This window comes from Candidatus Giovannonibacteria bacterium (assembly GCA_016432405.1).
In the GTDB taxonomy this organism is placed as follows: domain Bacteria; phylum Patescibacteriota; class Minisyncoccia; order UBA11713; family 2-01-FULL-45-33; genus MFHE01.
In genome coordinates this window covers 162,533-183,358 of record CP066687.1, presented here as the reverse complement: position 1 = coordinate 183,358, position 20,826 = coordinate 162,533, and the positions used below count along the sequence as shown (strand labels likewise).

Here is a 20,826-nt window from a genome sequence, read left to right as displayed (position 1 = left end):
AAAAAGGCCTAGCACTAAATTAAAAACTTTGCAAGTTTTATCTAATCATCTTTAAAAAATCTTTTTCGTCTATTATTTTAACTCCCAGCTTTTTGGCTTTGTCGTATTTCGAGCCAGGGTTTGAGCCAGCGACGACATAATCAGTGTTTTTGCTAACTGTCTCCGATGGGTCGCCGCCGAGCTCGCGCACTTTTGCCTTGGCTTCATCCCGGCTCATTGATTCCATCTCACCGGTGAAAACAAAAATTTTTCCGGCGAGCTTGCCCAGTTTTTTCTTTTTTGAATTTTCAATATCAACGCAACGCAAAAGTTTTTTTAAAAAATTTTTATTTCTTTCTTCACGAAACCACCCGTAAACGCTCTCCGCCATCACTCCTCCGACATTCGGGACTGACTCCAGATTTTCTTTTGAGGCCTCCGCCAATTTATCCAAACTTCCAAAATGCTCCGCCAAATCAATCGCCGTCTCCTCGCCAACGTGCAAAATGCCAAGCGCGTAAAGAAAGCGGGCCAACGGAATTTTCCGCGAATTTTTTATCGCCAAGACAATATTTTCCGCGGACTTTTCTCCGAATCTTTCAAGAGGCGCGATATCTCCTTCTTTTAGTTCAAAAATGTCCGCAGCATCTTGTATAAGGCCATTATCCAAAAAGGCGTCCAGAATTTTTGGACCTAAGCCGTCAATATTAAACGCTTTTCTTGACACAAAATGATAAAGATTTTCCCTATGCCGGGCTGGGCAAAGTTTATTGACGCATTTGGCCTGCACTTCCCTTTCTTTTTTTTCAATTGGCTTTTTGCATACCGGGCAATGCTTGGGCATATGGAATTCTTTTTCATGCCCGGTGCGCAATTCTTTCAAAACTTTTCTGACGTCCGGAATGACATCCCCGGCGCGTCCGACAACCACGCTATCGCCGATTTTTAATCCCAATCTTTTAATTTCGTCTTCATTATGAAGCGTCGCGCGGCTTACCATCACGCCGCCAATTTCAACCGGCTTTAAAACCGCGACCGGCGTAAGAGCGCCGGTGCGCCCAACCTGCACAACAATGTCTTCAACTTTCGTCGTCGCCTCTCTTGGGGAAAATTTAAAAGCAATCGCCCCGCGCGGCGTCTTGCCCACAACTCCCAGTTTTTTATAAAGTTTGTTGGAATCAACGCTGACCACAAGGCCGTCTATATTATACGCTAGCTTTTCGCGCCTCTCCGCGATTTTTTTATAGTGCCTGAAAACCTCCTCCGCGTCCTCGCAGCGCTTCTCCAAATCCTCGCCGGTTTTAAAACCGAGCTCGCGTAAGGATTTATGCTCTTCGCTATGACTCCGAAAATCCATCCCCAAAAGATCGTATGAAAAAAAATCCAGCCGGCGCGACGCGGTGATTTTCGGGTCTAATTGCCGCAAAGACCCGGCCGCCAAATTTCTGGAGTTGGCGTAAATCTGCCCGCCTTTCTTTTTTTGCTCTTTATTGATTGCCTCAAAATTTTTCTTGGTGATGAGCGCTTCTCCGCGCACTTCCACTCTCCCATTTCTCCCATTCCCCTCAACGCTCAGGGGGACGGATTCAATCGTACGCACGTTTTGGGTGACATCTTCTCCGGTTTCGCCGTCTCCGCGCGTAGCGGCGTATTTTAAAATCCCATTTTCATAAACGATGCTTAAAGCAAGGCCGTCAAATTTCGGCTCCGCGTAAAACGAAAATTTACCCTGCGGAGCCAATTTTTTTATTCTCGCGAGCCACTCCGAAAATTCTTCTTCGGAAAAAACATCCTCCAAGGACAGCATTTTGGTCTGATGCCTGATTTTTTTAAATTCTTTAAGCGGCTTTCCGGCAACCCGTTGCGTCGGCGAGTCAGGGGTCACCAAATCCGGAAATTCGTCTTCCATTTTTTTCAGTTCGTGCTTGAGCGAATCCAGCGCCTCCTCTGAAATTTCCAGTTTATTTAAAACATGATACTGATAGCGATACTTATCTATCAGCTTTTTTAATTTTTCTATTCTTTCCTTGGCCTCGGATTTGGTCATTTGTAAATCTGCCCCGCCGAATCTTTTATAAAATTCCATAAGAGAGAAAATGGCGAGGGTTCAGAGGCGGCTACGGCCGCTCTGGACGATGTGGCGGAGAAAGTCGTAATCCAGACGCCGATGATTATCGTCATAAGCAATACGACAACCAGCGCGGCGATTGTCCTCCGCTCCGTCTCGGATTTTTGCTGGAGTTTTTCTACGAAATCCAGCGGGTCTTTCACGGCGTCTTCAAAATAACTATTTTTGACTCTTCCGCCGCCGGCAAACCGCTTTTTTTGATTGTGAGCTTTTCCTCCGGCTCAGTTTTCTCTCCCATCTCTTTCATAAACACTTCCACGCCGTCCAGCTTCGCTTTAAGCCCTGAAATTTTGTAATGCATAGGAATTATGACGCGCGGCTCAATTTCGTTTACAAGCTTCGCAGCCGCCTCGCCGTCAATGGTGTCTCCCCCGCCAACCGGTAAAAACATAATGTCTGGCGTGTCCAGCGCTTCCTGCGTTTCGCTCCGCAAGGTTTCCTCTCCGTAATCTCCCAAGTGCGCCAATTTCATCCCTTCCCATTCAATTACATAAATAGTGTTTTTGCCCTTCTGCTTTCCGTTTTTTGAATCGTGGAACGATTCTATTCCGCGGACAATGATGTTTTTAAATTCATACTCGCCGGGCCCGGTGATTTTAAAAATGTCGCCCTGCAGCGCCTCAACATTATTATGATTATCATGCCCATGCGAAACCAAAACGGCATCCGCGCCAAACCTCGGCGGCGTAAGCCCCGACTCTTTTGAAAAAGGGTCAATCGCAAGCACCGTATCCCCGCTCTGTATCTTAAAACACGAAAGTCCGTAGTAAGTGATGACCATACTAGACAATTTTAGCAAAATAACTATAATCCAATCAATGGCGTTGGTTATGGAAAAGGAGGCCAAAATAGACAACAGCATAATGGAGGGCTTGCTTCGGGCGAAGCCCAAGGTTTTTCTTAAAATCGGCGACTTGGTTGACGGGATTTTTCTGTTTAAAGAAGGGGCGAAAGCATATATGGACTTGGGCTCCTACGGCACGGGGATAATTTACGGCAGGGAGTACCAAAACGCGAGAGAGCTCATCAAAAATCTAAAAGCGGGAGATAAAGTCGCGGCGAAAGTGGTTGAGCTGGAAAATGAAAGCGGGCTGATTGAGCTCTCTTTAAAAGAGGCGGGGTCGGAAATTGTCTGGAAAGAAATCAACGAAGCAAAAGAGTCGCAGGAAACTTTGAGCCTCAAAGCGCTGGAAGCCAATAAAGGCGGACTGGTGCTGGAATGGAAAGGAATCAAAGGTTTCCTGCCCGCCTCACAGCTTAAGGCCTCGCACTACCCCAGAGTGGAAGGCGGGGAAAAAGAAAAGATTTTTGAGGAACTAAAAAAACTGGTCGGCGAAACCATAGCCGTCACGGTTCTGGACTTTGACCAGAAAGAAAACAAGCTTATTTTTTCAGAAAAGGGCACGGAGTCGGAAATCCTCAAAAAAATGGTTGAGAAATACAAAGTCGGCGACGAAATAGAAGGCGAAGTCACCGGCGTGGTTGATTTCGGCATATTTATAAAAATTGAAGATGGGTTGGAAGGGCTCGCGCACATATCGGAGCTGGACTGGGCTCTAGTTGAAGACCCAAACGCGCTCTTTAAAGTCGGAGAAAAAACAAAAGCCAAGATTATTTCCGTGGACGGAGACAAAATTTCGCTTTCGGTAAAAGCGCTGAAACCCGACCCTTGGGAAACGCATAAGGAAAAATATAAAAAGGGCGATATCGTCCCCGGAAAAGTGCTGCGCTTAAACAAATTCGGGGCGCTGGTTACGCTTGAAACGGGAATTTACGGGCTTGCGCACATATCTGAATTCGGAACGGAGAAAAAAATGCGCGAGGTGATCTCGCCCGGAGAAACTTACGTTTTTCAAATCGTAAATTACAAGCCGGAAGACAAAAAACTCTCCCTCTCGTTTTTAGGCAAAAACGGCGAAGTGCCCGCAGCTCCGAAAGAAGAGAAAAAAGAGAAAGAAAAAACGGAATAAAAAAGGCCCTCGCCGGAGCGAGGGTGGCTAATTACAATCTCGTCATATGAAGAGAGCTCATTGCACTTCTATGTAAAAGCCCGTTGGAAAGCAGAAGATCACTGCGCAGAAGATTGCAATTTCCCATTGATATCTGATTCCCGTTCCAATCTGTCGCTTTACCGCCGGCCTCCTCAACAAAAAGTTCGGCCGCAAACGCTTCCCATGGCTTCGCGCCTTCAGCAACAACGATGTCCACGCCTTTAGTCCAGCAACTGCCTGAGGCAAGCCGAGTCAGAGAGTAGGCGAAAGAAAGGCCGTTGCGAACGCGTTCTGCGGCAAAAACAGCATTTTGTACTGGATGAAAGGTATAAAGCTTTTTGCTGGGACCTTCCAATAGAAGAAATGCCTTTTTCAAATCATTTTGCCCAGAAACATGAATAGGCTCAAGCCCCGCAGGCAATCTTCTGAAAGCCCCCTGGCCTTTAGCCGCCACGTAAAGCCCGCGCCATAAACTCTGCTCATCCATAGGCAGATAAATCGCGCTAAACACCGCTTTTCCGTTTACAATTAGAGCAACTATGGTTCCGAAAAGCGGGAGCCCGGCAAAGAAGTTGTGTGTCCCGTCCAGCGAATCAATAATCCAGAATTTACTGAAAGCCGGGGGCCACGGGCTCGGCGTTTCCTCGCTTAAAACGGGATAGTCGTACACCCTTGGCAAAAACTCAAAAAGACGCCTTTCAATAAACTTGTCTAGCTCGCCGACATAATCTGCCGACGCCTTTTCCTCCACCTCGCTGATGCCGTTGAAAGAATCCAAGATCTGGCGTTGCAGACCTCGGAAAAAAGAATGAAACCACTCGCTCCACAAAAGAATACCCACGCTGCCCTCTGCTTCCATACCTTTTATATCTTTCATATCTTTCCCCTTTCCCTTGCAAAATTTTTTGTCAAAACCTCAATTATGCTAGCAAATCTAGGTTTTTTTGTCAAACCCGCGGGCTTCCGAAATCGCCTCCTCCAAAAGTTCAAAATAAAGATTCAATCCGACGCGGAAGGCGACGCCGGACTGCGCACGGCCCAAAATATTTCCAGCTCCCCTGATTTCCAAGTCCCTTTTAGCAATCTCCAAACCGGCGCCGAGCCAGGAATATCTTTCCAATGCCTCAAGCCGCTCCGCGGCTTTTTCTTTTAATTTTTGCGCCGTGAAAAGAAAATACGCGAACGCTTCTTTTTCTCCGCGGCCTATGCGGCCGCGGAGCTGATGCGCCTGCGAAAGGCCGAGCTTCGTGGAATCTTCAACAATCAAAGTATTTACGTTGGAAAGGTCCAGCCCGTTTTCAATAATCGTGGTGGAAACCAAAATATCTATTTTCCCGGCGCGAAAATCGCGCATGGTTTTTATAATTCTTGCCTCCGGCATCCTTCCGTGAAGCACGCTGATTTTGGCACTGGTTTTCAAATATTTAATCTCTTCCAAAAGCGCCGGAATTTTGTGGATGCGGTTGGCAAGAAAATAAATCTGGCCTCCTCTGGCAAGCTCAAAATTAATCGCCTCTTTCATTATTTTCTTGTTTTTCGGCAAAACGTAAGTTTTTATCTCCATCCGCCCTTCCGGCGGCGTTTCAATTGACGAAATTTGCTTAATTCCGGAAAGCGCGATGTGCAAAGTTCTCGGGATAGGAGTCGCCGAGAGAGTCAGGATGTCCAGCGCCGGATTTTGTTTTTTGAACTTTTCTTTTTGGGCCACGCCGAATTTTTGCTCCTCGTCTATCACCAAAAGCCCCAGATTTTTCCAGCCCGAGGCCGACAAAATTTTATGAGTCCCAATCACAATGTCTATTCTGCCTGATTTGATTCCTTCCAAAATTTTCCTGATTTCCGCCGGACTTTCAAGCCGGGTAAGCCGCGCGGTTTCAACCCCATATTTTTCCAGACGTTTTTTAAAAACTTCCGAATGCTGGTCAGCCAAAATAGTGGTCGGCGCCATAATCGCAACCTGCCGGCCGTTCAAGACCGCGCGGAAAGCCGCCGTGAGCGCGATTTCCGTTTTCCCGAAGCCGACGTCTCCAGTCAGCACCCTGTCCATCGGCCCCTGGTGCGTCATATTGGAAAAAATTTCTTCCAGCGCCCCTTTTTGGCCGGAGGTATGTTCGTATGGAAAATCCGCGATGAGCTCGTCTTCCAATTCTTTATTTGCCTCGTAGGGTTTCCGCGCCGCCATTTTTCGTTCAGCAAAAATCTTAAGAAGTTCTTTGGCGTAAGCGATGATGTCTTCTTTTGCCTTCTTTTTTGTAAGCGCCCACAAGGGAGTCCCCAAGCGGTGAATCTCCGGCTTTTTAAAGCCGAGATACGGCTGGATTCTTTTGGCTTCTTTTTTTGGCACAAAAAGCAAGTCGGGCGAGTTTGGGCGGTCCCGCGGCGGAGCGTATTCTATCACAATATCCGCGTCATTCTGCGTTGTGGTCTGCGTAAGTCCGCGGTATACACCGATGCCGTGGTCAATATGCACGATATAGTCGCCTTGGTGAAAAAGGCTCGCCATTTCCGTTTCGCTCGGTCTTAACCCTCCCTCGCGGACTCGGGGGGCTCCGACGCCCTCGCGCTCCGAAAATGGCTCGCTTTGCCAAATTTCTGCCAAAAAATTCCCACCAAACTCAACCGCGAAAATATTTTCCGAGTTTATCGGAAAAATATGGACAACTCCTCCCCGCTGGGAAAATTCTCCGCGGCGCTCTGTTTCCCAAACTTTCGTGTACCCCAGCTCGGCGACGCTTCTTAAAAATTCGGAAAGTTTTATATTTTGTCCTGTTTCAAAAATCAAAACATTCCTCCGCCAAAACGGATTTTCGCGCCTGAACTTTTCAATTTTAGAAAAATTTTCCGAAAACCAACCCACCCCCTTTTCCAAAAGAGAGGGGGCAACCGCTGCTATTAACAATTTATCTAGCTTATCTTTCAGTTGTTGAATATTAGCATGTATTGACAAAGGAATACAATTTTGCTAAGATTGTTGGCAGAAAAGGAGGATTTATGCACTACTTTGGACTTATTTTAGCCCTTGCGGGATTAGCCGGGATACTTATTTTCAGTCTTTTCCGCCCACCTCATCATGACGAAATAAAAGGATTTAACATGCGGGATCCCAATGTAAGGTTGGCGGTGAAAATTAACAACAAATGGATACTGACATCATTGGTGATTATGATTATGGGCATTATTTTATCTTTCTTTAAATAAAGAGAGTGCCATACGCATACCCGAGCATAAGCCGACGTCTCGAGTTTTGCGATAGCGCATTGGTTGAATAACCCTGCGCTTTTTTATTTGTGTCACGACTTAACAAACCTTACCGATCGGTCAAGTTTGTTAAGTTTAAGAATTCTCCTTTTGGAGAGTGCCGCTGTGATGAATGCTGAAAATATGAATATGAGATCTTAGATTAAAATCCTCCAAGTCCCTCAAAAAATATTCCGGCAACGGCCGGTAGCCAACCCAAACGCTTTTTTGCAAAAGCTTGTAACCGCAAGAAATAAGCTCAAGGCGAAGCCATAAACGCTTTTTGCGCTCTCGTTCCGGAATATCAAAAATGAATAACCGCGCCTTGCCATCTTCCGGAGGCAATTCGGAATTCTGTCTAAATTTTGATTCTCCAATTATTTTCTTGCCTAAGCTGGTAATGCTCCACTTGCCATTTTGGCACGCTATCAATTTTTGTTTCTGAAGCCTGCTTAAAATGACCGCGAATGATTGACGGGAAAATTTGTAAGATTTATCCAAGCCTAAAAGCTGTCTCCAGATTCGTGCTTGCGGGTATTTTGCAGGGAAAAATGAGTTTACAGTAATGGCACCCAAATCAAAAATTGTTTTTAAAATCAGGAAAGTTAAAGTGGGTTTTTTATTTGCGCTCGTTTTTTTAAATGCCATAATAGTATTATTAACAAACTATGCCGATCGGTCAAGTTTGTTAAATTAGAAATAATAGCCGGAAATTGACTAATTTGCAATATATTGCTATGAATTTCGTAGACGATAACGGAAAGGAGCGGAATATGTATAAAACCGTCTTATTAAGGAAGAACGGGCAGAGAGAATTTTTTATTTCGGCAAAGAGGCCGACCGTTAAGCACAACAGAAATCACACGGAAATCCGCGGGAGAAACCTGGCGAGGAAAACTTTCATCCTGATAGTAAGCCAGCATGATTCCGCCAAAATAGAGTTCGCAGTTAACTAGTTAAATTGGCTCATAGCGCTTTCTAACGAGCCGTTCACCATAACCTCGAGCGCGTCCGATACGCGCTTGTTTATTTTCTTAAAAATTTCCGACTCCGCCGGTTTGAACTTTCCGACTATGAATTTCATCACTTCCTTTTGCGCCGGCTTTCTTTTTGGCGAAATGCCAATGCGGATACGGACGAAGTTTTTCGTTTTAAGCGCGCGCATGATTGATTCCACCCCCTTGTGCCCGCCGGAACTTTTGCCGTAAGAAATTTTAAACCGCCCCAGCGGCAAATCCAAGTCGTCGTGAATCACAACCAGTTCTTTTAGCTCCTTTTTTGGCCGGATTAATTTCACCGCCGCGCTTCCCGATTTATTCATAAATGTCTCCGGCAAAGCAACCGCTGTCCGCCCTTTTTTGGAAACAAGGGAGTTAGATTTTTTATCGTACGTAAATTCGGGATAATCCTGTTTTTCGGCGAAATGCCGGGCGGCAATTCTGCCGGCGTTATGCCTTGTATTTTCGTATTCCGCGCCCGGGTTGCCTAAGCCCAAAATTAAGCGTATCATATGTGAATATTATGGAAGAACGAAAAGAAAATGCAATTTGGGAATTTATAAAAGTGATTGTCGTCTCCCTGGCCATAGTTTTGCCGGTGCGCACCTACATCGCCCAGCCGTTCATAGTTTCCGGGGCTTCCATGGAGCCGAATTTTCACAACGGCGAATATCTGATAATAGACGAGCTTACGTACGAATTCCGCCCGCCCGAGCGCGGAGAGGTTGTAGTGTTCAGGTATCCTTTGAACCCTTCGGAATTTTTCATAAAAAGAATCGTCGGCCTGCCGAAAGAAACGGTTGAAATAGAAAATGGAAAAATATCCGTAAACGGCGCCGCCTTTGAAGAGCCGTATCTTGAGAATTCGCTTAAAACCGCTCCTGACATTAAAATAATACTTGATGAAGGCGAATATTTCGTCTTGGGCGACAATCGTCCCCACAGCTCCGATTCCAGATTGTGGGGCGCACTGCCGAAAAATAAAATAATGGGGCGCGCGCTTTTGCGCCTTTGGCCGATAGCCAAGGCCGGATTTGTAACCGACCAAAATTAATATGCCGAAAAAATCAAAAAGAGAAATCATCCGCTCGCCGAAAGGAATGCACGACATCCTTCACGGAGACATCAGATACATGGAGATGATTCTGGAAAGGGCCCGCGAGATCGCCGAGTTTTACGGATTTTTGCCGATTAAGACCCCTCACCTGGAGCAAGCCGGGCTTTTTTTGAGGCCGTTGGGGGAAACCAGCGACGTCGTGGAGAAAGAAATGTATACGTTTCGCACCAAAGGCGGCGATTTTTTGGCGCTCCGGCCGGAGGGAACGGCTGGAATCGTGCGCGCGTATTTTGAAAACGGAATGGGCTCTTGGCCGCAGCCCGTGAAGCTTTATTATGAAGGCGCTTTTTTCAGGCACGAAAAGCCGCAGCGCGGGCGATTCCGCGAATTCCGCCAGTTCGGCGCGGAAATTCTGGGCAGCGACGACGCCGTTTTGGACGCGCTTACCATTAAAATCGCCTATCTTATTCTCCGCGAAATCGGATTTTCCGCCAAAGACGCCCGCCTGCCGGACGGGCAGGGACCAGCTTCTGGCTGGAAAAATGACCTTTTAGTTCACATAAACAGCATAGGGGATAAAAACTGCCGCCCTGCTTACAAAAAAGAGCTTACAAATTACTACCGAAAAAAATTCAACTATCTTTGCAAGGACTGCAAGCGCCGGCTCAAAGACAATCCGCTGCGCATTTTGGACTGCAAAGAAAAAGAATGCGCGGAGCTAAAAGCCCAGGCCCCGCAGATGATTGAGCGCCTTTGCGAAACGTGCAAAACGCATTTCAAATCCGTTTTGGAATTTCTGGACGAAGGGCAAATCCCCTACCTTTTGGACAACTTTCTGGTCAGAGGGTTTGATTATTATGGGCGGACGGTGTTTGAAATTTTTCTGGAAGAAGGGAAAAAACAAGATGGCCCGGAAGCGGCGGCCGGAGCGGCCGCTACGGCTCTGGTCGGAGGCGGAAGATACGACGACCTCGCATCAATTTTGGGAGAAAGACCCCTGCCCGCAGTCGGAATGAGTTTGGGCATGGAAAGGATTATCCACGAAATGAAGCGGCTGGAAATCGCCCCGGCGCCACACCAGGAAGCGAAAGTTTTTTTGATACACATCGGCCCCGCGGCCAAGAAGCGGAGCTTCAATCTTATGGAAGAGCTCCGCGCGGCGGGAATCAAAGCGGGAGAATCCATTTCGCGCGACAATTTAAAAACCCAGCTCAACATCGCCTCCAAAATCGGCGCCAAACTCGCTTTGATTTTGGGCCAAAAAGAAGCCATGGACGGCTCAATCCTCATCCGCGACATGGAGGAAGGCATCCAAGAATCGGTACTGCAGACCAAATTGATTGAAAAAATAAAAGCTAAACTCAAGAAAAAATAAAGCGCGTGGATATTCACTCGCTCAATAATCCCGCTTTTAAATAGATGTGGACACTCCATTTGCATTAATAATTAATATTTGCTAGACTATATGCAATATGACTACTTTAACTCTTGTTAAAAAACTTGATGGAGATATCAAAGAATTAAAAAGTGATCTGCGGCAAATGAAGCAATTTCTTTTTGCTCCATTGAAAGACCTTGAAGGCGAGTATAAAGACGCTTTCGTAAAAAAAATGCTTGGCCGTTCGCAAAACCAAGCCCCCCTTTATCGGTTTACGGACGGGGTATCTTTCTTAAATCATGTCCGATCAAAAAAGTGAGGTTGTTTATGATAAAGATTTTCTTAAAGATATTCGCAAACTACCAATGGAATGCCAAGATAAGCTTGCAGAACTTTTAGAGATTATTGAAAACGACCCATTTGATGCGCAGCTTCATACTAAGCCCTTAAGCCCGCCGCTTCAAGGTTTATTTTCTTTTCGGATTATACGCGATTATCGAGTAGGGTTTAAATTCCGCTCTGACCATGTTGTCCAGCTCCTAGCCGCTGACCGCCGCGATAAAATTTATAAACGCTTGAAAAACAAAGTATGAATGACTGCATATTTTGTAAAATCGTAAAAAAGGAAATCCCGGCGGAGGTGTTGCAGGAAACTCCGGACGCTGTTATCATCAGGGACATTCACCCTTCGGCGCCAATTCACTATTTAGTCGTTTCCAAAAAACATATCCCTTCTATTAAAGAAGTGGGACATGAAAACGAGGTCTTAATAGGACACTTAATACACATCGCTAAAGAGGGCGCGGAGAAGCTCGGGCTTGCGGGCTACAAACTGGTCTTTAACGTCGGCCGCGAAGGCGGGCAGGTAATAGACCACGTGCATCTGCATATTTTAGGCGGCTGGAAATAAAATTATGGTTGAAGTAAGAAAAAGAGAAAATGAATCGGCAGGAAGCATGCTTCGGCGCTTTGCGAAAATAATCCAGCAAAGCAAATTTTTGGCGCGCGCCCGCGCCGGCAGGTACTACGCCTCGCCTAAGTCAAGTTACCAAAAAAAACGCGAGGCCCTGCGCCGCATTCAATGGGAAAAAGAAATCCACCGCTTAAGAAAGCTGGGCAAAGTGCAGTAATTTGTATAAAATAAAACAAGAGATGGCGGAAAATTTAAAAAGTAAAATCGCGGAGGACCAAAAGAGCGCTCTAAAGGGCGGGGATGCGGCGCGCCTTTCCGCTTTGCGCATGCTGGCGGCCGCCATAACCGGCAAAGAAATTGAGTTGAGAAAAAAAGACATCGGCCTTTCCGACGACGAGGTGCTGGGCGTAATCTCATCCGAAGCCAAAAAAAGGAAAGATTCCATTGCCGAATACAAAAAGGGCGGCAGGGAGGATTTGGCAAAAAAAGAGGAAGTTGAGCTTAAGATACTCCAAGGATACCTGCCGCCGGAGCTTCCGGATGATGAGCTTTTGCGGGTTGTCCTTGCGGGCATACGGGAGGCAGGAGCCGCGTCCGAAACGGATTTCGGAAAGGTTATGAAAATAATTATGCCCACGCTCAAAAACAAAGCCTCGGGCGACAGAATCTCCGAAACGCTCAAGAGAGAGCTCAATAAGCCGGCATGATTGAGTTTAAAAACCTTACCAAACCCCACAAGGACACGAAAATTCTGAAACGGCTTTACAATAAAATATTCTCCGCGCGCAGAAATTTTGAATTAAGCGTCGTCTTCGCCCCTCCCCCCTTTATGCGGCGGCTAAACAGGATTTACAGAAACAAAAATAAAACCGCGGACGTGCTTTCGTTTTTGCTGGAGAAAAACAAGGGGGAAATTTTTTTAAATTTTAAGAAAAGTAATCTGCCGCGCCTCTTTACGCACGGCGCGCTCCATCTCTTGGGTTTTAACCACAAGACAGAGAAAGGATACAAAATAATGAGGAGGAAAGAATTAAAAACATTAAACATACTTAACTTAAAATAATGCGCCAATCGGGAGCAATCGGAATAGATTTGGGCACGGATTCGGTCAAGGCGGTCGCCATTGAGACCGTCCCCGGAGAAAGCGCGGCGCGGGTAGTCGGCGTCGGCGCGGCGCTCGGAAAAGGAATCAGAAAAGGGACAATCACCGAGCCGGAGGAAGCAGGGCGGGCGGTTAAAGAAGCCGTGAGGGCGCTGGAGAAATCAACCGGCATAAAAAGCCGCGGCGCGCACATCGGCATCGGCGGCGCCGGGCTTGCTTTTCAAAAATCAAAAGGGCTGGTCGCGGTATCGCGCGCCGACGGCGAGATTACCAAAGAAGACGCCTCCAGAGCAGTGCAGGCGAGCGAAACCAATTTAAGCAGGTTGCAAAATAAGGAAGTCCTGCATAAATTCCCGGTCATCTACCGCGTGGATAACGAAATTGTGGCGCGCGACCCGGTGGGGCTGTTGGGAATCCGGCTGGAAGCGGAAGTTTTGTTCGTTACCGCTTTTTCACAAGCCCTAAAAAACGCCATAAAGGCCTTTGATGAGGCGGATGTGAATATAGAAGAGGTCATCGCGAGCCCCTTGGCGGCGGCGAAAGCGGTTTTGAGCGAGCGGGAAAAAGAGGTCGGTGTGATGCTAATGGACATCGGCTCAAACACCACCTCAATCATTTTATTTGAAGAAGGGCTCCCTTATTCGCTGGAGGTTCTTCCTTTCGGGTCGGCCAATATTACCCACGACATCGCGACGGGATTCCGCACCACGCTTGAAGAAGCGGAGAAGTTAAAAATAAATTACGGTTCTCTGCGCCAAGAAAGCGCGCCGCCCAAAAAAACTTCGCGCGGCGGAGAGGATTTAGTTTACGGAGCTTACTCCAAAAAAAAGCTTTCTGAAATAATAGAAGCGCGGCTGGACGATATTTTTGAGCTCGCGGAAAAACATTTAAAAAAATACGAGCGCGCCGGGCTTTTGGCTTCCGGCGTGGCGCTCGTGGGCGGAGGCGCGAACTTGCCGGGCATAGAAATTTTAGCGAGGGAGCGGCTTAAGCTCCACGCCAGAGTCGCCGAGCCGGAAAATTTGGGGGGGTTCAAAGAAAAAGTTAAAAATCCGGCCTGGTCGGTCGCTGTCGGCGCCGCGCTTACGGCTTTGGACCAAAATTCCAGCACCTCGCCATTTTTCCGCGGCCGCTCGGGTTCGCTCTTCCACTGGCTCCGCGCCTTTTTACCGTAGTTGCGTCAACCCCCACACCAACACGTTTTGGTGTGGGGGTCAACCTTGCGCATTTTTGCTCCGTCGCTAAGATAGAGTTGTTTTATTAAACCAAAAATTCATGCCGCATATTAAACCAGATATTGAATCTTTTGCCAGAATTAAAGTCGTAGGCGTTGGCGGCTCCGGCAGAAACGCCGTGAACCACATGATACGCTCCAAAGTGCGCGGTGTGGAATTTATTGCCGTAAATACAGACGCGCAGGACCTGCACCAAAGCTTGGCGCATAAAAAAATCAGGATAGGCAAAGAAATAACCAAAGGGCTTGGCACAGGAATGAACGCGGAGCTTGGCAGGCAGGCCGCTGAAGAAACAAAAGACGAAATCCACGAGGCGCTCAAGGGCGCGGACATGGTTTTTATAACCTGCGGGATGGGCGGAGGGACGGGCACAGGCGCGGCGCCGATAGTCGCCCAAGCCGCCAAAGCAGATGGCGCGCTGGCTATCGGAGTCGTCACCAAGCCCTTCGCTTTTGAGGGGCTGGAGCGCTCTCGCATTGCCGAAGGAGGGCTAATCAAGCTCCGCGAAGCGGTGGACGCGCTGATTGTAATTCCAAACGACAAACTGCTTTCTATTGTCGCCAAGAGCACTCCGTTTCTTTCCGCTTTCGCCATGTGCGACGAAGTTTTACGCCACGCGGTTGAAGGCATCTCCGACCTCATAACCGTCCCGGGAGTAATCAACGTTGATTTCGCCGACGTCCGCGCCGTCATGCAAAACGCAGGAAGCGCGCTCATGGGCATCGGCTTGGGGCGCGGCGAAGCGCGCGCCGAAGAAGCCGCCCGGGCGGCGGTCAGCTCCCCTCTTTTGGATATTTCCATAAACGGCGCGCGCGGAGTGCTTTTCGCCGTCTCCGGCGGGCCGGACCTTACAATGTGGGAGATAAACGAGGCCGCGAAAATTATCACCTCTTCAATAGACCAAGACGCCAAAGTGATTTTCGGCGCGATTCAGGACGAACGGCTTAAAAAAGGAGACATAAAAATAACGGTCATCGCCTCCGGCTTCCCGGACGACCATGTCGGCAAATCGGCGACGCTTTTCGGGCCGATGAAAGTAACCCAGCAGGCCGCGCCTAAAATCGCCCAACAGACATCCTCCCAAAACGGAGCAAAAAAAGTGATTCCCCAAGCGTCCGAAGAGGACTCCGACTGGGACTCCATCCCCGCCTTCATCCGCAGGCAGAGGAAATAGGTTTGACTGTGTTGTTTTTAACGCTATACTAAAAGCATGGTCAAAACACTTTCAATCCAAGAAGCAAAAGAAAAATTGCCCGGCATCGTTGGTAAATTACGAAGCGGCGATTTTGTGGTGGTGGAAAAACAAGGCAAACCAATAGCTGGTATCGTGGATTTTGAAGATATGGAAGATTTTCTTGAACTAAATAATGCTTCTCTACAAAAACAAATTCAAAAAGGATATAAAGAATTCAAAATCGGAAAAGCAACACTCGCGCGCGCTTTGCGGAATAAAAAATTCCTACCGGAATTTTGCCACCTCAAGCCTTGGCCGGAGATGCCAGCAAAGTTCATCCGTAATAATATCAAGATAAAAAGAAAGAGCCAAGCGCTTGCAAACACTTGGCTCTAAAACGGAGGGGTCAAAGGAATAAAAAGTATCAGTTGCGGGAAAAGACGAGGATGCCAACGTTCCACACGCGCGGAGACCCAACGGAGTACGCGTTCACGAGCCAGCCGTCCTCACGGCAGAGCGCAAGGACCGCGCAGAGGTCTCCATGAATGTTGCGAACATAGAAAATGTTCGCGGCTCCATTCGTAAGGAGAACCCCTTTCTTGCCGTTTCTCTGCCGCTCCAAGAGAACGTAGATTTCGGCAAGCGTGGTCTCGGCTTTCTCCTCGCCGAGCTCGCTGATGATAGGAATGTCCCGCGAGTACCTGCAAAGCTTGTGGTAGCAAAGTGAGCTCTCACCCATCGGATTCTCAGTTTTGCCGAGAAACAAGGCCTTGAGGTTCTCTCCAAGATAGGAGATTTTCACTTTGGCGTTCTCGCTCGTGTCCACCACGAATTTCTCGGCCACGACAAACCTTTCGGCTCTTGCGGGGATGGTCACGGTACCAAGGAGCTCCAGAAGTTTTGACTCCTCTGTGGCCCTTACCGATAGCTCTCCTGCCAGTAGGCGCCTGACGCCGTCCACCCCGCCAATCTTGTTGACGATGGCTTCCACCTGTCCCAGAGTCAATTCGCCATACTTCATTTTTAAATCCTCCTTTCCTCCGCTGTCTGCGGGGAACTTCCCTCTGCCCGAGGTTGTAGGGGGCATTTTCGCTAAGTGTCCGCGTAAGCACATGCGAAACTGCCAATACTTTAATCTTGTCCAATTATACTCCTTTTTACAATATTGTCAAGTATGCTTAAAGGTTTGTTTTTTTGTTAAAATAAACTCATGCCAAATGGGTTTATGAAGCCCGAAGAAGTTTTGGGGGTTTGGGATATCCGCCCGGGCGACAAAGTCGCCGATTTTGGCTGCGGGGCGGGATTTTTTTCATTGCCCTTGGGGCAAAGAGTCGGCCCGCAGGGGAAAGTCTACGCGCTGGATATCCGCCCGGAAGCGCTGGAGGCCACGCGCGCCAAAATAAAACTTTTCCACCTCTTCAACATAGAGCCGCAACGCGCCGATTTGGAGCTCCCGCAGGGCTCCGGCTTGCGCGACGAAAGCGCGGACAAAGTCCTTATCGCGAACATACTTTTTCAGGCGGAAGACAAAAACGCGGTGGCAAAAGAGGCATACAGAATTTTAAAAAAAGGCGGGAGCGCGATGGTTGTGGAATGGGAAGACAGCGCCTCCGGAGCCGTTCCTCCGCTTGAGCACAGAATCAGCCGCGAGGAGGCCAAAAAAAATATGGAGGGCGCCGGCTTCCAATTTTTCAAGGAATTCGCAGCCGGGTCGCACCATTACGGCTTAATTTTCAATAAATAATAATGGATAAACTGCAGATAGCGATAATCGGCGGGGCGGTGATACTGGCGGTCGTTGTCGTTCTGGTGTTTACCGGCGCAATGCCGGGCCTGCGCATGGACGAGGGAACTGCGGCAAACTTGGTTATGTGGGGGTTCGGCGACGAGGCCTTGATGCGCGACCTTATTTTAAAATTTTCAGAGAGCAGGCCGAATTTTGAAGTGCGCTACAAAAGGGTTACCACGGAAAATTTTGAAAACGACCTTTTAAACGCGCTGGCCAGCGGGAACTCGCCCGACGTTATAGTTTTCCCGGCCGGCTATCTTAAAAAACACAAAGACAAGCTCGCCTCCGCCCCTCCGATTCTCTTTACGGAAAGGGAAATCCGGCAGAACTATGTTGACGCGGGCGCTGTTTTTCTGGGAGATAAAAAAGAGGTTCTCGGCGCGCCGTTTTACGCCGACGCAGCGGTGCTTTACTGGAACAAAGACATTTTTTCAAAAAACCTGCTCACGCTCCCGCCAAAAACTTGGGACGAATTTCTTGACGACGCGGCGAAGCTTACAAAAAAGGATTCTTCCGGAAATATCCTTATCTCCGGCGCGGCTTTGGGGAGGGGGACAAACATCAAAAACGCTCCCTTGGTTCTGACGGCTTTATTTCTCCAATCCGGCGAGAAAATAATAAATAATTCCGGCGAGGTTGTCTTAAACAATCCCTTAAACGTCGGGCAGACGACTCTCCGGCCGGCGGAATCGTCCTTAAGGTTTATGACGGACTTCGCAAACCCGAGAAAAACCGCTCAAGGATGGTCAGGCGCCCTGCCGGAGGCGGAGGAGTTTTTTATAGCGGGCAAGTTGGCGATGTATCTTGGGCGGATATCGGAGTACGTTGAGATAACAAACAAAAATCCGCATCTGTCTTTCGGAGTAAGCCCCCTGCCGCAGCTTGCCGACGCCCCCAAAAACATAACCGCCGGCGAGATTTTCGCGCTTGCCGTGCCCAAGGCCTCGCGGAATCAGAGGCAATCCTGGGAATTTATAAAATTTTTAAGCGAGCAGGAAAATTCAGCGGCTTACGCCGACAAAGCGGCGAACGTGTCGCTCCGCCGCGACATTTTGCCGAACTATCTGGGAGAGTCCGCAAAGTCGGCTTTCGCCGAATCCGTTTTGGCGCTGCAAATCTGGCCAAACCCCGATCCCTTGAGAACCGACGCTATTTTTAGAGAATTAATAGAGGACGCCGCCACTGGCCGCTCTACGACCCTGCGCGACGCCCTGGAAAAAGCCAAAAGCCGGTTGGGAGAGATATGATTACGAAAAATAAAATTTTAATTGCGGGACTTGTTCCTTGCGGATACGGGAATTATCCGGCGTGCGACCCGTGCTATCTCTGGTATTTGGCCGGCAACATAGTTGATTTTCTGCTCAAAGGGCTTGCGCTTCCGATTTTGGCGCTCGCGCTTTTAATCGGGGGAATTGTGTGGCTGACCAGCTCCGGCAAGCCGGCGCAGATTGAAAAAGGCAAAAATATACTTACATCCAGCGTTATAGGAATTTTCATCGCTTTCGGAGCGTGGCTTATAGTGAACACAATAATAAACACATTGGGGCAAGGCAAGCTAACGTGGTCTTGGGAGTCAATTAACGCCTGCCCTGCGCCGATTGTGACTCCTTCTCCAATCGCGCCTCCGCCACCCATTACTCCTCCGGCGGGGACATTCCAAACAGAAGAAGCGGCAAGGGCGTATTTCCAAAATACCGGCATAGAAATTAATAAAAGCCCGTGCACGGCGGGCCAAACCACGAACTGCACAGACCTTAAAGGCCTGCCGCTGGGCGCGGCCGCGGGGCTTAAAGCGCTGGCGACGTCCGGAGGATTTTGCATAAGCGGAGGCACGGAAGGCGAAGGCGCGCTGCACCAAACCCATGGCATAGGCAAGCCGGTAGTTGACATTAAACCGTCTTGTTCCGGCGCGGTTGAAATCCCGGCGCTTACCGCGCTGCGCCGCAGAGCAAGTTTTTTATCCAGAGAGGCAATATGCGAAAGCCAGAATGGAGATTTGCGTTCAAGCAAAACCAGTTGTTTGATAAGCAACGGGGGCACTCCGTTTACGGAAGCCCAGCTTAAACAGCTAAACCACATCCATGTGGTTTTCCCTTAAAAATATGTATAATAAACCTATGCTAAACCGCGCTAAGTTCTTCCTTTTCGGCCTTGTTTATGCTATGGTGAATTTAGGAGTCCGGGCGAGGGCCGTTGAGCCGTTTTATGAGCTTAAAAACCCGATTAACGCTGGGTCTTTCGGCGCAGTGGTCAAGGGGTTCGCTGACCTTATGGTTAAAATAGGTATTCCCTTAGCAACCGTGTTTCTTGTCTGGTCTGGGTTTCTCTTCGTATCGGCAAGGGGCAACGACGAACAGCTCAAAAAAGCCAAATCAACCTTTTACTGGACAATTGTCGGAACGGCGCTTTTGGTGGGCGCTTACGCCATCGCCAGCGCCATAGTGGATTTCGCCAAGAAACTTTAAAATTAAAAAAGGTCGAAAAAAAAGTCAATAAGCATTAAAAGTTAAAAAATAAATTAAAATAAAACTATGAATAAAAAAACTCTAACGCAAATCGCAGTAAGTTCCGCTTTTGCTTTGCCGCTCTTCGCTTACGCGGCGAACGTGACTTCTATCTTGGCACAGCTTGAATCCGTTTTGAACCGGGTCATCCCGATTCTTATGATAGTCGCCACCATTGTTTTTCTTTGGGGCGTTATCAGATACGTTACCGCCGGCGGGGATGAGGAAAAATTGGCCGATGGCCGCAGATTTATCATCTTCGGGCTTGTCGGACTTTTCGTCATGATAGCCATCTGGGGAGTGGTCAGGGCGATTGTCGCGCAATTCGGAGTCGGAGGCGGGGTAATCCCCGGCGGTCCGGGCGACGTTCGGCCACAGATTTAAAAAGCGCCGATGCCGCGGGCCGAAGCCAAAACCATAGATGATATTATTGGTATCGTGCAAAGGTCGCTCATTGACCCTATAACGACTTTGCTTTTTGCTTTGGCCGCCGTGGTATTTCTCTTCGGAGTGGTGGAGTTCATCGCCGGGGCTTCCGCCGGGGAAGCAAGCCCATCCGGAGGAATGAGCTTCAAAACCCGCGCCAGAGGAAAAAAACACATGACTTGGGGAATTTTGGGCCTTGTCGTTATGGCCTCGGCCAAAGCCATTATCACGGTTTTACAAAACTTTTTTAAATGACTATTACAACCATAATCTGCAGGATTGTCGTCGTCTTGGGGCAGGTGGAGGCCTTGCTTTTCATCGTGGCCACGGTTGTTTTTTCATGGGGAATAATCCAGTATGTCATTGCCGGCGGGGATGAAAAAAAGGTGGCGGAAGGGCGAAAATACATTATTTACGGGATTGTCGGGCTCTTTGCGATGCTGGCAATGTGGGGAATCACGTTTGCAATTTACAGGACCATTTTTGGCACGAGTCCTTCCATCCCAATCCCCTCCCCATCGTCCTGTCAGGGACTCAATCCGCCGGTCTCAACCTAACGCCCGGGTGGCGGAACTGGTATACGCAAAGGACTTAAAATCCTTGGCCCATTTTCGGGCTTGTGGGTTCAAATCCCACCCCGGGCAAATCGGCGCCGTGGCGAAGTGGCTAACGCGGCGGTCTGCAAAACCGCTATACGAGGGTTCAATTCCCTCCGGCGCCTAAGAACTCTGTTTGGGCAGGTGGCGGAACTGGTATACGCGTACGGCTTAGAACCGTATCCCGCAAGGGTTGTGGGTTCAAATCCCACCCTGCCCAATGCTAGAATAAATAATAATTCTGCGGCCATGGTTTAGTGGTAGAATGCGTCCTTGCCAAGGACGAGACGCGAGTTCAATTCTCGCTGGCCGCAAAAAA

The 20,826-nt window shown here is 48.5% G+C and carries 29 protein-coding genes and 4 tRNA genes; 25 read left to right on the top strand and 8 right to left on the bottom strand.

The features are described from left to right. Positions 1-37 precede the first annotated feature (37 nt). Genes ligA through HYW15_01250 form a run of 3 tightly spaced genes read right to left on the bottom strand, consistent with a single transcriptional unit; the run spans position 38 to position 2,888 of the window. Positions 38-2,026, bottom strand: coding sequence for an NAD-dependent DNA ligase LigA (gene ligA / locus HYW15_01260; protein ID QQG42821.1), 1,989 nt, complete (start codon positions 2,024-2,026; stop codon positions 38-40). Next, complete coding sequence (locus HYW15_01255) at positions 2,023-2,250, bottom strand: hypothetical protein (GenBank protein QQG42820.1); 228 nt, start codon at positions 2,248-2,250, stop codon at positions 2,023-2,025. Before HYW15_01255 ends, ligA begins: the two co-directional genes overlap by 4 nt. Next, positions 2,247-2,888 (bottom strand): MBL fold metallo-hydrolase, encoded by a 642-nt coding sequence (locus HYW15_01250; protein QQG42819.1) that lies wholly within the window; start codon positions 2,886-2,888, stop codon positions 2,247-2,249. Before HYW15_01250 ends, HYW15_01255 begins: the two co-directional genes overlap by 4 nt. Positions 2,889-2,925: 37 nt before the next feature. Between HYW15_01250 and HYW15_01245 the strand changes: the two genes are divergently transcribed. Then, complete coding sequence (locus tag HYW15_01245; protein ID QQG42969.1) at positions 2,926-4,077, top strand: S1 RNA-binding domain-containing protein; 1,152 nt, start codon at positions 2,926-2,928, stop codon at positions 4,075-4,077. A gap of 31 nt (positions 4,078-4,108) precedes the next feature. On the opposite strand, the gene HYW15_01240 is transcribed toward HYW15_01245, so the two are convergent. Together HYW15_01240 and HYW15_01235 are read right to left on the bottom strand one after the other, a co-directional pair. Next, positions 4,109-4,975, bottom strand: coding sequence for an inositol monophosphatase family protein (locus HYW15_01240; protein QQG42818.1), 867 nt, complete (start codon positions 4,973-4,975; stop codon positions 4,109-4,111). A gap of 57 nt (positions 4,976-5,032) precedes the next feature. Beyond that, positions 5,033-6,967 carry a DEAD/DEAH box helicase gene (locus HYW15_01235; GenBank protein QQG42817.1) on the bottom strand — a complete coding sequence of 645 codons (1,935 nt, stop codon included), beginning with the start codon at positions 6,965-6,967 and terminating at the stop codon, positions 5,033-5,035. Between the two features lie 71 nt (positions 6,968-7,038). On the opposite strand from HYW15_01235, the gene HYW15_01230 reads away from it, so the two are divergent. Further along, complete coding sequence (locus tag HYW15_01230) at positions 7,039-7,296, top strand: hypothetical protein (GenBank protein ID QQG42816.1); 258 nt, start codon at positions 7,039-7,041, stop codon at positions 7,294-7,296. A gap of 135 nt (positions 7,297-7,431) precedes the next feature. Here the strand turns inward: HYW15_01230 and HYW15_01225 are convergent, their stop codons facing one another. After that, positions 7,432-7,983, bottom strand: a complete 552-nt coding sequence (locus HYW15_01225; GenBank protein ID QQG42815.1) for a hypothetical protein — start codon at positions 7,981-7,983, stop codon at positions 7,432-7,434. An 89-nt stretch (positions 7,984-8,072) separates the two neighbouring features. On the opposite strand from HYW15_01225, the gene HYW15_01220 reads away from it, so the two are divergent. After that, entirely contained in the window at positions 8,073-8,291 is a 219-nt protein-coding gene (locus HYW15_01220; protein QQG42814.1) for a hypothetical protein, read from the top strand. Here the strand turns inward: HYW15_01220 and HYW15_01215 are convergent. Beyond that, complete coding sequence (locus tag HYW15_01215) at positions 8,288-8,845, bottom strand: aminoacyl-tRNA hydrolase (GenBank protein ID QQG42813.1); 558 nt, start codon at positions 8,843-8,845, stop codon at positions 8,288-8,290. The genes HYW15_01220 and HYW15_01215 overlap by 4 nt on opposite strands. Positions 8,846-8,856: 11 nt before the next feature. Between HYW15_01215 and lepB the strand changes: the two genes are divergently transcribed. The 11 genes from lepB to HYW15_01160 all read left to right on the top strand — a co-directional run bounded on the left by lepB (position 8,857) and on the right by HYW15_01160 (position 15,588). After that, complete coding sequence (lepB, locus tag HYW15_01210) at positions 8,857-9,387, top strand: signal peptidase I (GenBank protein ID QQG42812.1); 531 nt, start codon at positions 8,857-8,859, stop codon at positions 9,385-9,387. Between the two features lies 1 nt (position 9,388). Further along, on the top strand, positions 9,389-10,765 hold the full coding sequence (gene hisS / locus HYW15_01205; protein QQG42811.1) for a histidine--tRNA ligase: 1,377 nt from the start codon (positions 9,389-9,391) through the stop codon (positions 10,763-10,765). A 97-nt stretch (positions 10,766-10,862) separates the two neighbouring features. After that, a complete protein-coding gene (locus HYW15_01200) occupies positions 10,863-11,087 on the top strand; it encodes a hypothetical protein (GenBank protein ID QQG42810.1) in 225 nt (74 codons plus the stop codon). Beyond that, positions 11,068-11,361 (top strand): hypothetical protein, encoded by a 294-nt coding sequence (locus tag HYW15_01195; protein ID QQG42809.1) that lies wholly within the window; start codon positions 11,068-11,070, stop codon positions 11,359-11,361. Before HYW15_01200 ends, HYW15_01195 begins: the two co-directional genes overlap by 20 nt. Further along, positions 11,358-11,678, top strand: a complete 321-nt coding sequence (locus tag HYW15_01190; protein QQG42808.1) for an HIT domain-containing protein — start codon at positions 11,358-11,360, stop codon at positions 11,676-11,678. Before HYW15_01195 ends, HYW15_01190 begins: the two co-directional genes overlap by 4 nt. A gap of 4 nt (positions 11,679-11,682) precedes the next feature. Continuing rightward, the gene (locus HYW15_01185; GenBank protein QQG42807.1) at positions 11,683-11,898 is read left to right on the top strand and encodes a 30S ribosomal protein S21; all 216 of its coding nucleotides are present in this window, start codon (positions 11,683-11,685) and stop codon (positions 11,896-11,898) included. A 22-nt stretch (positions 11,899-11,920) separates the two neighbouring features. Continuing rightward, positions 11,921-12,388: a GatB/YqeY domain-containing protein gene (locus HYW15_01180; protein QQG42806.1), complete on the top strand. Its 468-nt coding sequence runs from the start codon at positions 11,921-11,923 to the stop codon at positions 12,386-12,388. Continuing rightward, complete coding sequence (locus tag HYW15_01175) at positions 12,385-12,744, top strand: rRNA maturation RNAse YbeY (protein ID QQG42805.1); 360 nt, start codon at positions 12,385-12,387, stop codon at positions 12,742-12,744. Before HYW15_01180 ends, HYW15_01175 begins: the two co-directional genes overlap by 4 nt. After that, positions 12,744-13,958 (top strand): cell division protein FtsA, encoded by a 1,215-nt coding sequence (ftsA, locus tag HYW15_01170; GenBank protein ID QQG42804.1) that lies wholly within the window; start codon positions 12,744-12,746, stop codon positions 13,956-13,958. The genes HYW15_01175 and ftsA overlap by 1 nt, the downstream gene beginning before the upstream one ends. Before the next feature lie 100 nt (positions 13,959-14,058). Next, complete coding sequence (gene ftsZ, locus HYW15_01165; GenBank protein ID QQG42803.1) at positions 14,059-15,192, top strand: cell division protein FtsZ; 1,134 nt, start codon at positions 14,059-14,061, stop codon at positions 15,190-15,192. Between the two features lie 36 nt (positions 15,193-15,228). Then, positions 15,229-15,588, top strand: coding sequence for a hypothetical protein (locus HYW15_01160; GenBank protein ID QQG42802.1), 360 nt, complete (start codon positions 15,229-15,231; stop codon positions 15,586-15,588). Between the two features lie 28 nt (positions 15,589-15,616). Here the strand turns inward: HYW15_01160 and HYW15_01155 are convergent, their stop codons facing one another. Continuing rightward, a complete protein-coding gene (locus tag HYW15_01155) occupies positions 15,617-16,279 on the bottom strand; it encodes a hypothetical protein (GenBank protein QQG42801.1) in 663 nt (220 codons plus the stop codon). Between the two features lie 123 nt (positions 16,280-16,402). Here HYW15_01155 and HYW15_01150 point away from each other — a divergent pair, with 123 nt between their 5' ends. The 11 genes from HYW15_01150 to HYW15_01100 all read left to right on the top strand — a co-directional run bounded on the left by HYW15_01150 (position 16,403) and on the right by HYW15_01100 (position 20,821). Continuing rightward, entirely contained in the window at positions 16,403-16,936 is a 534-nt protein-coding gene (locus HYW15_01150) for a class I SAM-dependent methyltransferase (GenBank protein ID QQG42800.1), read from the top strand. Between the two features lie 2 nt (positions 16,937-16,938). Further along, positions 16,939-18,228 (top strand): extracellular solute-binding protein, encoded by a 1,290-nt coding sequence (locus tag HYW15_01145; protein ID QQG42799.1) that lies wholly within the window; start codon positions 16,939-16,941, stop codon positions 18,226-18,228. Beyond that, positions 18,225-19,079: a hypothetical protein gene (locus HYW15_01140; protein QQG42798.1), complete on the top strand. Its 855-nt coding sequence runs from the start codon at positions 18,225-18,227 to the stop codon at positions 19,077-19,079. Before HYW15_01145 ends, HYW15_01140 begins: the two co-directional genes overlap by 4 nt. A gap of 4 nt (positions 19,080-19,083) precedes the next feature. After that, a complete protein-coding gene (locus HYW15_01135) occupies positions 19,084-19,446 on the top strand; it encodes a hypothetical protein (GenBank protein ID QQG42797.1) in 363 nt (120 codons plus the stop codon). A 66-nt stretch (positions 19,447-19,512) separates the two neighbouring features. After that, positions 19,513-19,869, top strand: coding sequence for a hypothetical protein (locus HYW15_01130; GenBank protein QQG42796.1), 357 nt, complete (start codon positions 19,513-19,515; stop codon positions 19,867-19,869). Positions 19,870-19,878: 9 nt separating this feature from the next. Continuing rightward, entirely contained in the window at positions 19,879-20,166 is a 288-nt protein-coding gene (locus HYW15_01125) for a hypothetical protein (protein ID QQG42795.1), read from the top strand. Next, positions 20,163-20,468: a hypothetical protein gene (locus tag HYW15_01120; GenBank protein QQG42794.1), complete on the top strand. Its 306-nt coding sequence runs from the start codon at positions 20,163-20,165 to the stop codon at positions 20,466-20,468. Before HYW15_01125 ends, HYW15_01120 begins: the two co-directional genes overlap by 4 nt. Before the next feature lies 1 nt (position 20,469). Beyond that, positions 20,470-20,555 (top strand) — tRNA-Leu (locus HYW15_01115). A gap of 4 nt (positions 20,556-20,559) precedes the next feature. Then, positions 20,560-20,632, top strand: a tRNA-Cys gene (locus HYW15_01110). 13 nt (positions 20,633-20,645) lie between these two features. Then, positions 20,646-20,727, top strand: a tRNA-Leu gene (locus HYW15_01105). Positions 20,728-20,750: 23 nt separating this feature from the next. Next, a tRNA-Gly gene (locus HYW15_01100) sits at positions 20,751-20,821 on the top strand. The last annotated feature ends 5 nt before the right edge of the window (positions 20,822-20,826 follow it).

What these genes read in the sequence shown, in the direction of transcription:
- HYW15_01125 (QQG42795.1), top strand. Translation starts at nt 19,879, where the DNA reads ATGCCGCGGGCCGAAGCCAAAACCATAGATGATATTATTGGTATCGTG.
- ftsA (QQG42804.1), top strand. Translation starts at nt 12,744, where the DNA reads ATGCGCCAATCGGGAGCAATCGGAATAGATTTGGGCACGGATTCGGTC.
- HYW15_01160 (QQG42802.1), top strand. Translation starts at nt 15,229, where the DNA reads ATGGTCAAAACACTTTCAATCCAAGAAGCAAAAGAAAAATTGCCCGGC.
- ftsZ (QQG42803.1), top strand. Translation starts at nt 14,059, where the DNA reads ATGCCGCATATTAAACCAGATATTGAATCTTTTGCCAGAATTAAAGTC.
- HYW15_01140 (QQG42798.1), top strand. Translation starts at nt 18,225, where the DNA reads ATGATTACGAAAAATAAAATTTTAATTGCGGGACTTGTTCCTTGCGGA.
- HYW15_01195 (QQG42809.1), top strand. Translation starts at nt 11,068, where the DNA reads ATGTCCGATCAAAAAAGTGAGGTTGTTTATGATAAAGATTTTCTTAAA.
- HYW15_01150 (QQG42800.1), top strand. Translation starts at nt 16,403, where the DNA reads ATGCCAAATGGGTTTATGAAGCCCGAAGAAGTTTTGGGGGTTTGGGAT.
- HYW15_01155 (QQG42801.1), bottom strand. Translation starts at nt 16,279, where the DNA reads ATGCCCCCTACAACCTCGGGCAGAGGGAAGTTCCCCGCAGACAGCGGA.
- HYW15_01245 (QQG42969.1), top strand. Translation starts at nt 2,926, where the DNA reads ATGGCGTTGGTTATGGAAAAGGAGGCCAAAATAGACAACAGCATAATG.
- HYW15_01200 (QQG42810.1), top strand. Translation starts at nt 10,863, where the DNA reads ATGACTACTTTAACTCTTGTTAAAAAACTTGATGGAGATATCAAAGAA.
- HYW15_01220 (QQG42814.1), top strand. Translation starts at nt 8,073, where the DNA reads ATGAATTTCGTAGACGATAACGGAAAGGAGCGGAATATGTATAAAACC.
- HYW15_01120 (QQG42794.1), top strand. Translation starts at nt 20,163, where the DNA reads ATGACTATTACAACCATAATCTGCAGGATTGTCGTCGTCTTGGGGCAG.
- HYW15_01175 (QQG42805.1), top strand. Translation starts at nt 12,385, where the DNA reads ATGATTGAGTTTAAAAACCTTACCAAACCCCACAAGGACACGAAAATT.
- ligA (QQG42821.1), bottom strand. Translation starts at nt 2,026, where the DNA reads ATGACCAAATCCGAGGCCAAGGAAAGAATAGAAAAATTAAAAAAGCTG.
- HYW15_01240 (QQG42818.1), bottom strand. Translation starts at nt 4,975, where the DNA reads ATGAAAGATATAAAAGGTATGGAAGCAGAGGGCAGCGTGGGTATTCTT.
- HYW15_01135 (QQG42797.1), top strand. Translation starts at nt 19,084, where the DNA reads ATGTATAATAAACCTATGCTAAACCGCGCTAAGTTCTTCCTTTTCGGC.
- HYW15_01145 (QQG42799.1), top strand. Translation starts at nt 16,939, where the DNA reads ATGGATAAACTGCAGATAGCGATAATCGGCGGGGCGGTGATACTGGCG.
- HYW15_01215 (QQG42813.1), bottom strand. Translation starts at nt 8,845, where the DNA reads ATGATACGCTTAATTTTGGGCTTAGGCAACCCGGGCGCGGAATACGAA.
- HYW15_01130 (QQG42796.1), top strand. Translation starts at nt 19,513, where the DNA reads ATGAATAAAAAAACTCTAACGCAAATCGCAGTAAGTTCCGCTTTTGCT.
- lepB (QQG42812.1), top strand. Translation starts at nt 8,857, where the DNA reads ATGGAAGAACGAAAAGAAAATGCAATTTGGGAATTTATAAAAGTGATT.
- HYW15_01180 (QQG42806.1), top strand. Translation starts at nt 11,921, where the DNA reads ATGGCGGAAAATTTAAAAAGTAAAATCGCGGAGGACCAAAAGAGCGCT.
- HYW15_01250 (QQG42819.1), bottom strand. Translation starts at nt 2,888, where the DNA reads ATGGTCATCACTTACTACGGACTTTCGTGTTTTAAGATACAGAGCGGG.
- HYW15_01185 (QQG42807.1), top strand. Translation starts at nt 11,683, where the DNA reads ATGGTTGAAGTAAGAAAAAGAGAAAATGAATCGGCAGGAAGCATGCTT.
- hisS (QQG42811.1), top strand. Translation starts at nt 9,389, where the DNA reads ATGCCGAAAAAATCAAAAAGAGAAATCATCCGCTCGCCGAAAGGAATG.
- HYW15_01225 (QQG42815.1), bottom strand. Translation starts at nt 7,983, where the DNA reads ATGGCATTTAAAAAAACGAGCGCAAATAAAAAACCCACTTTAACTTTC.
- HYW15_01190 (QQG42808.1), top strand. Translation starts at nt 11,358, where the DNA reads ATGAATGACTGCATATTTTGTAAAATCGTAAAAAAGGAAATCCCGGCG.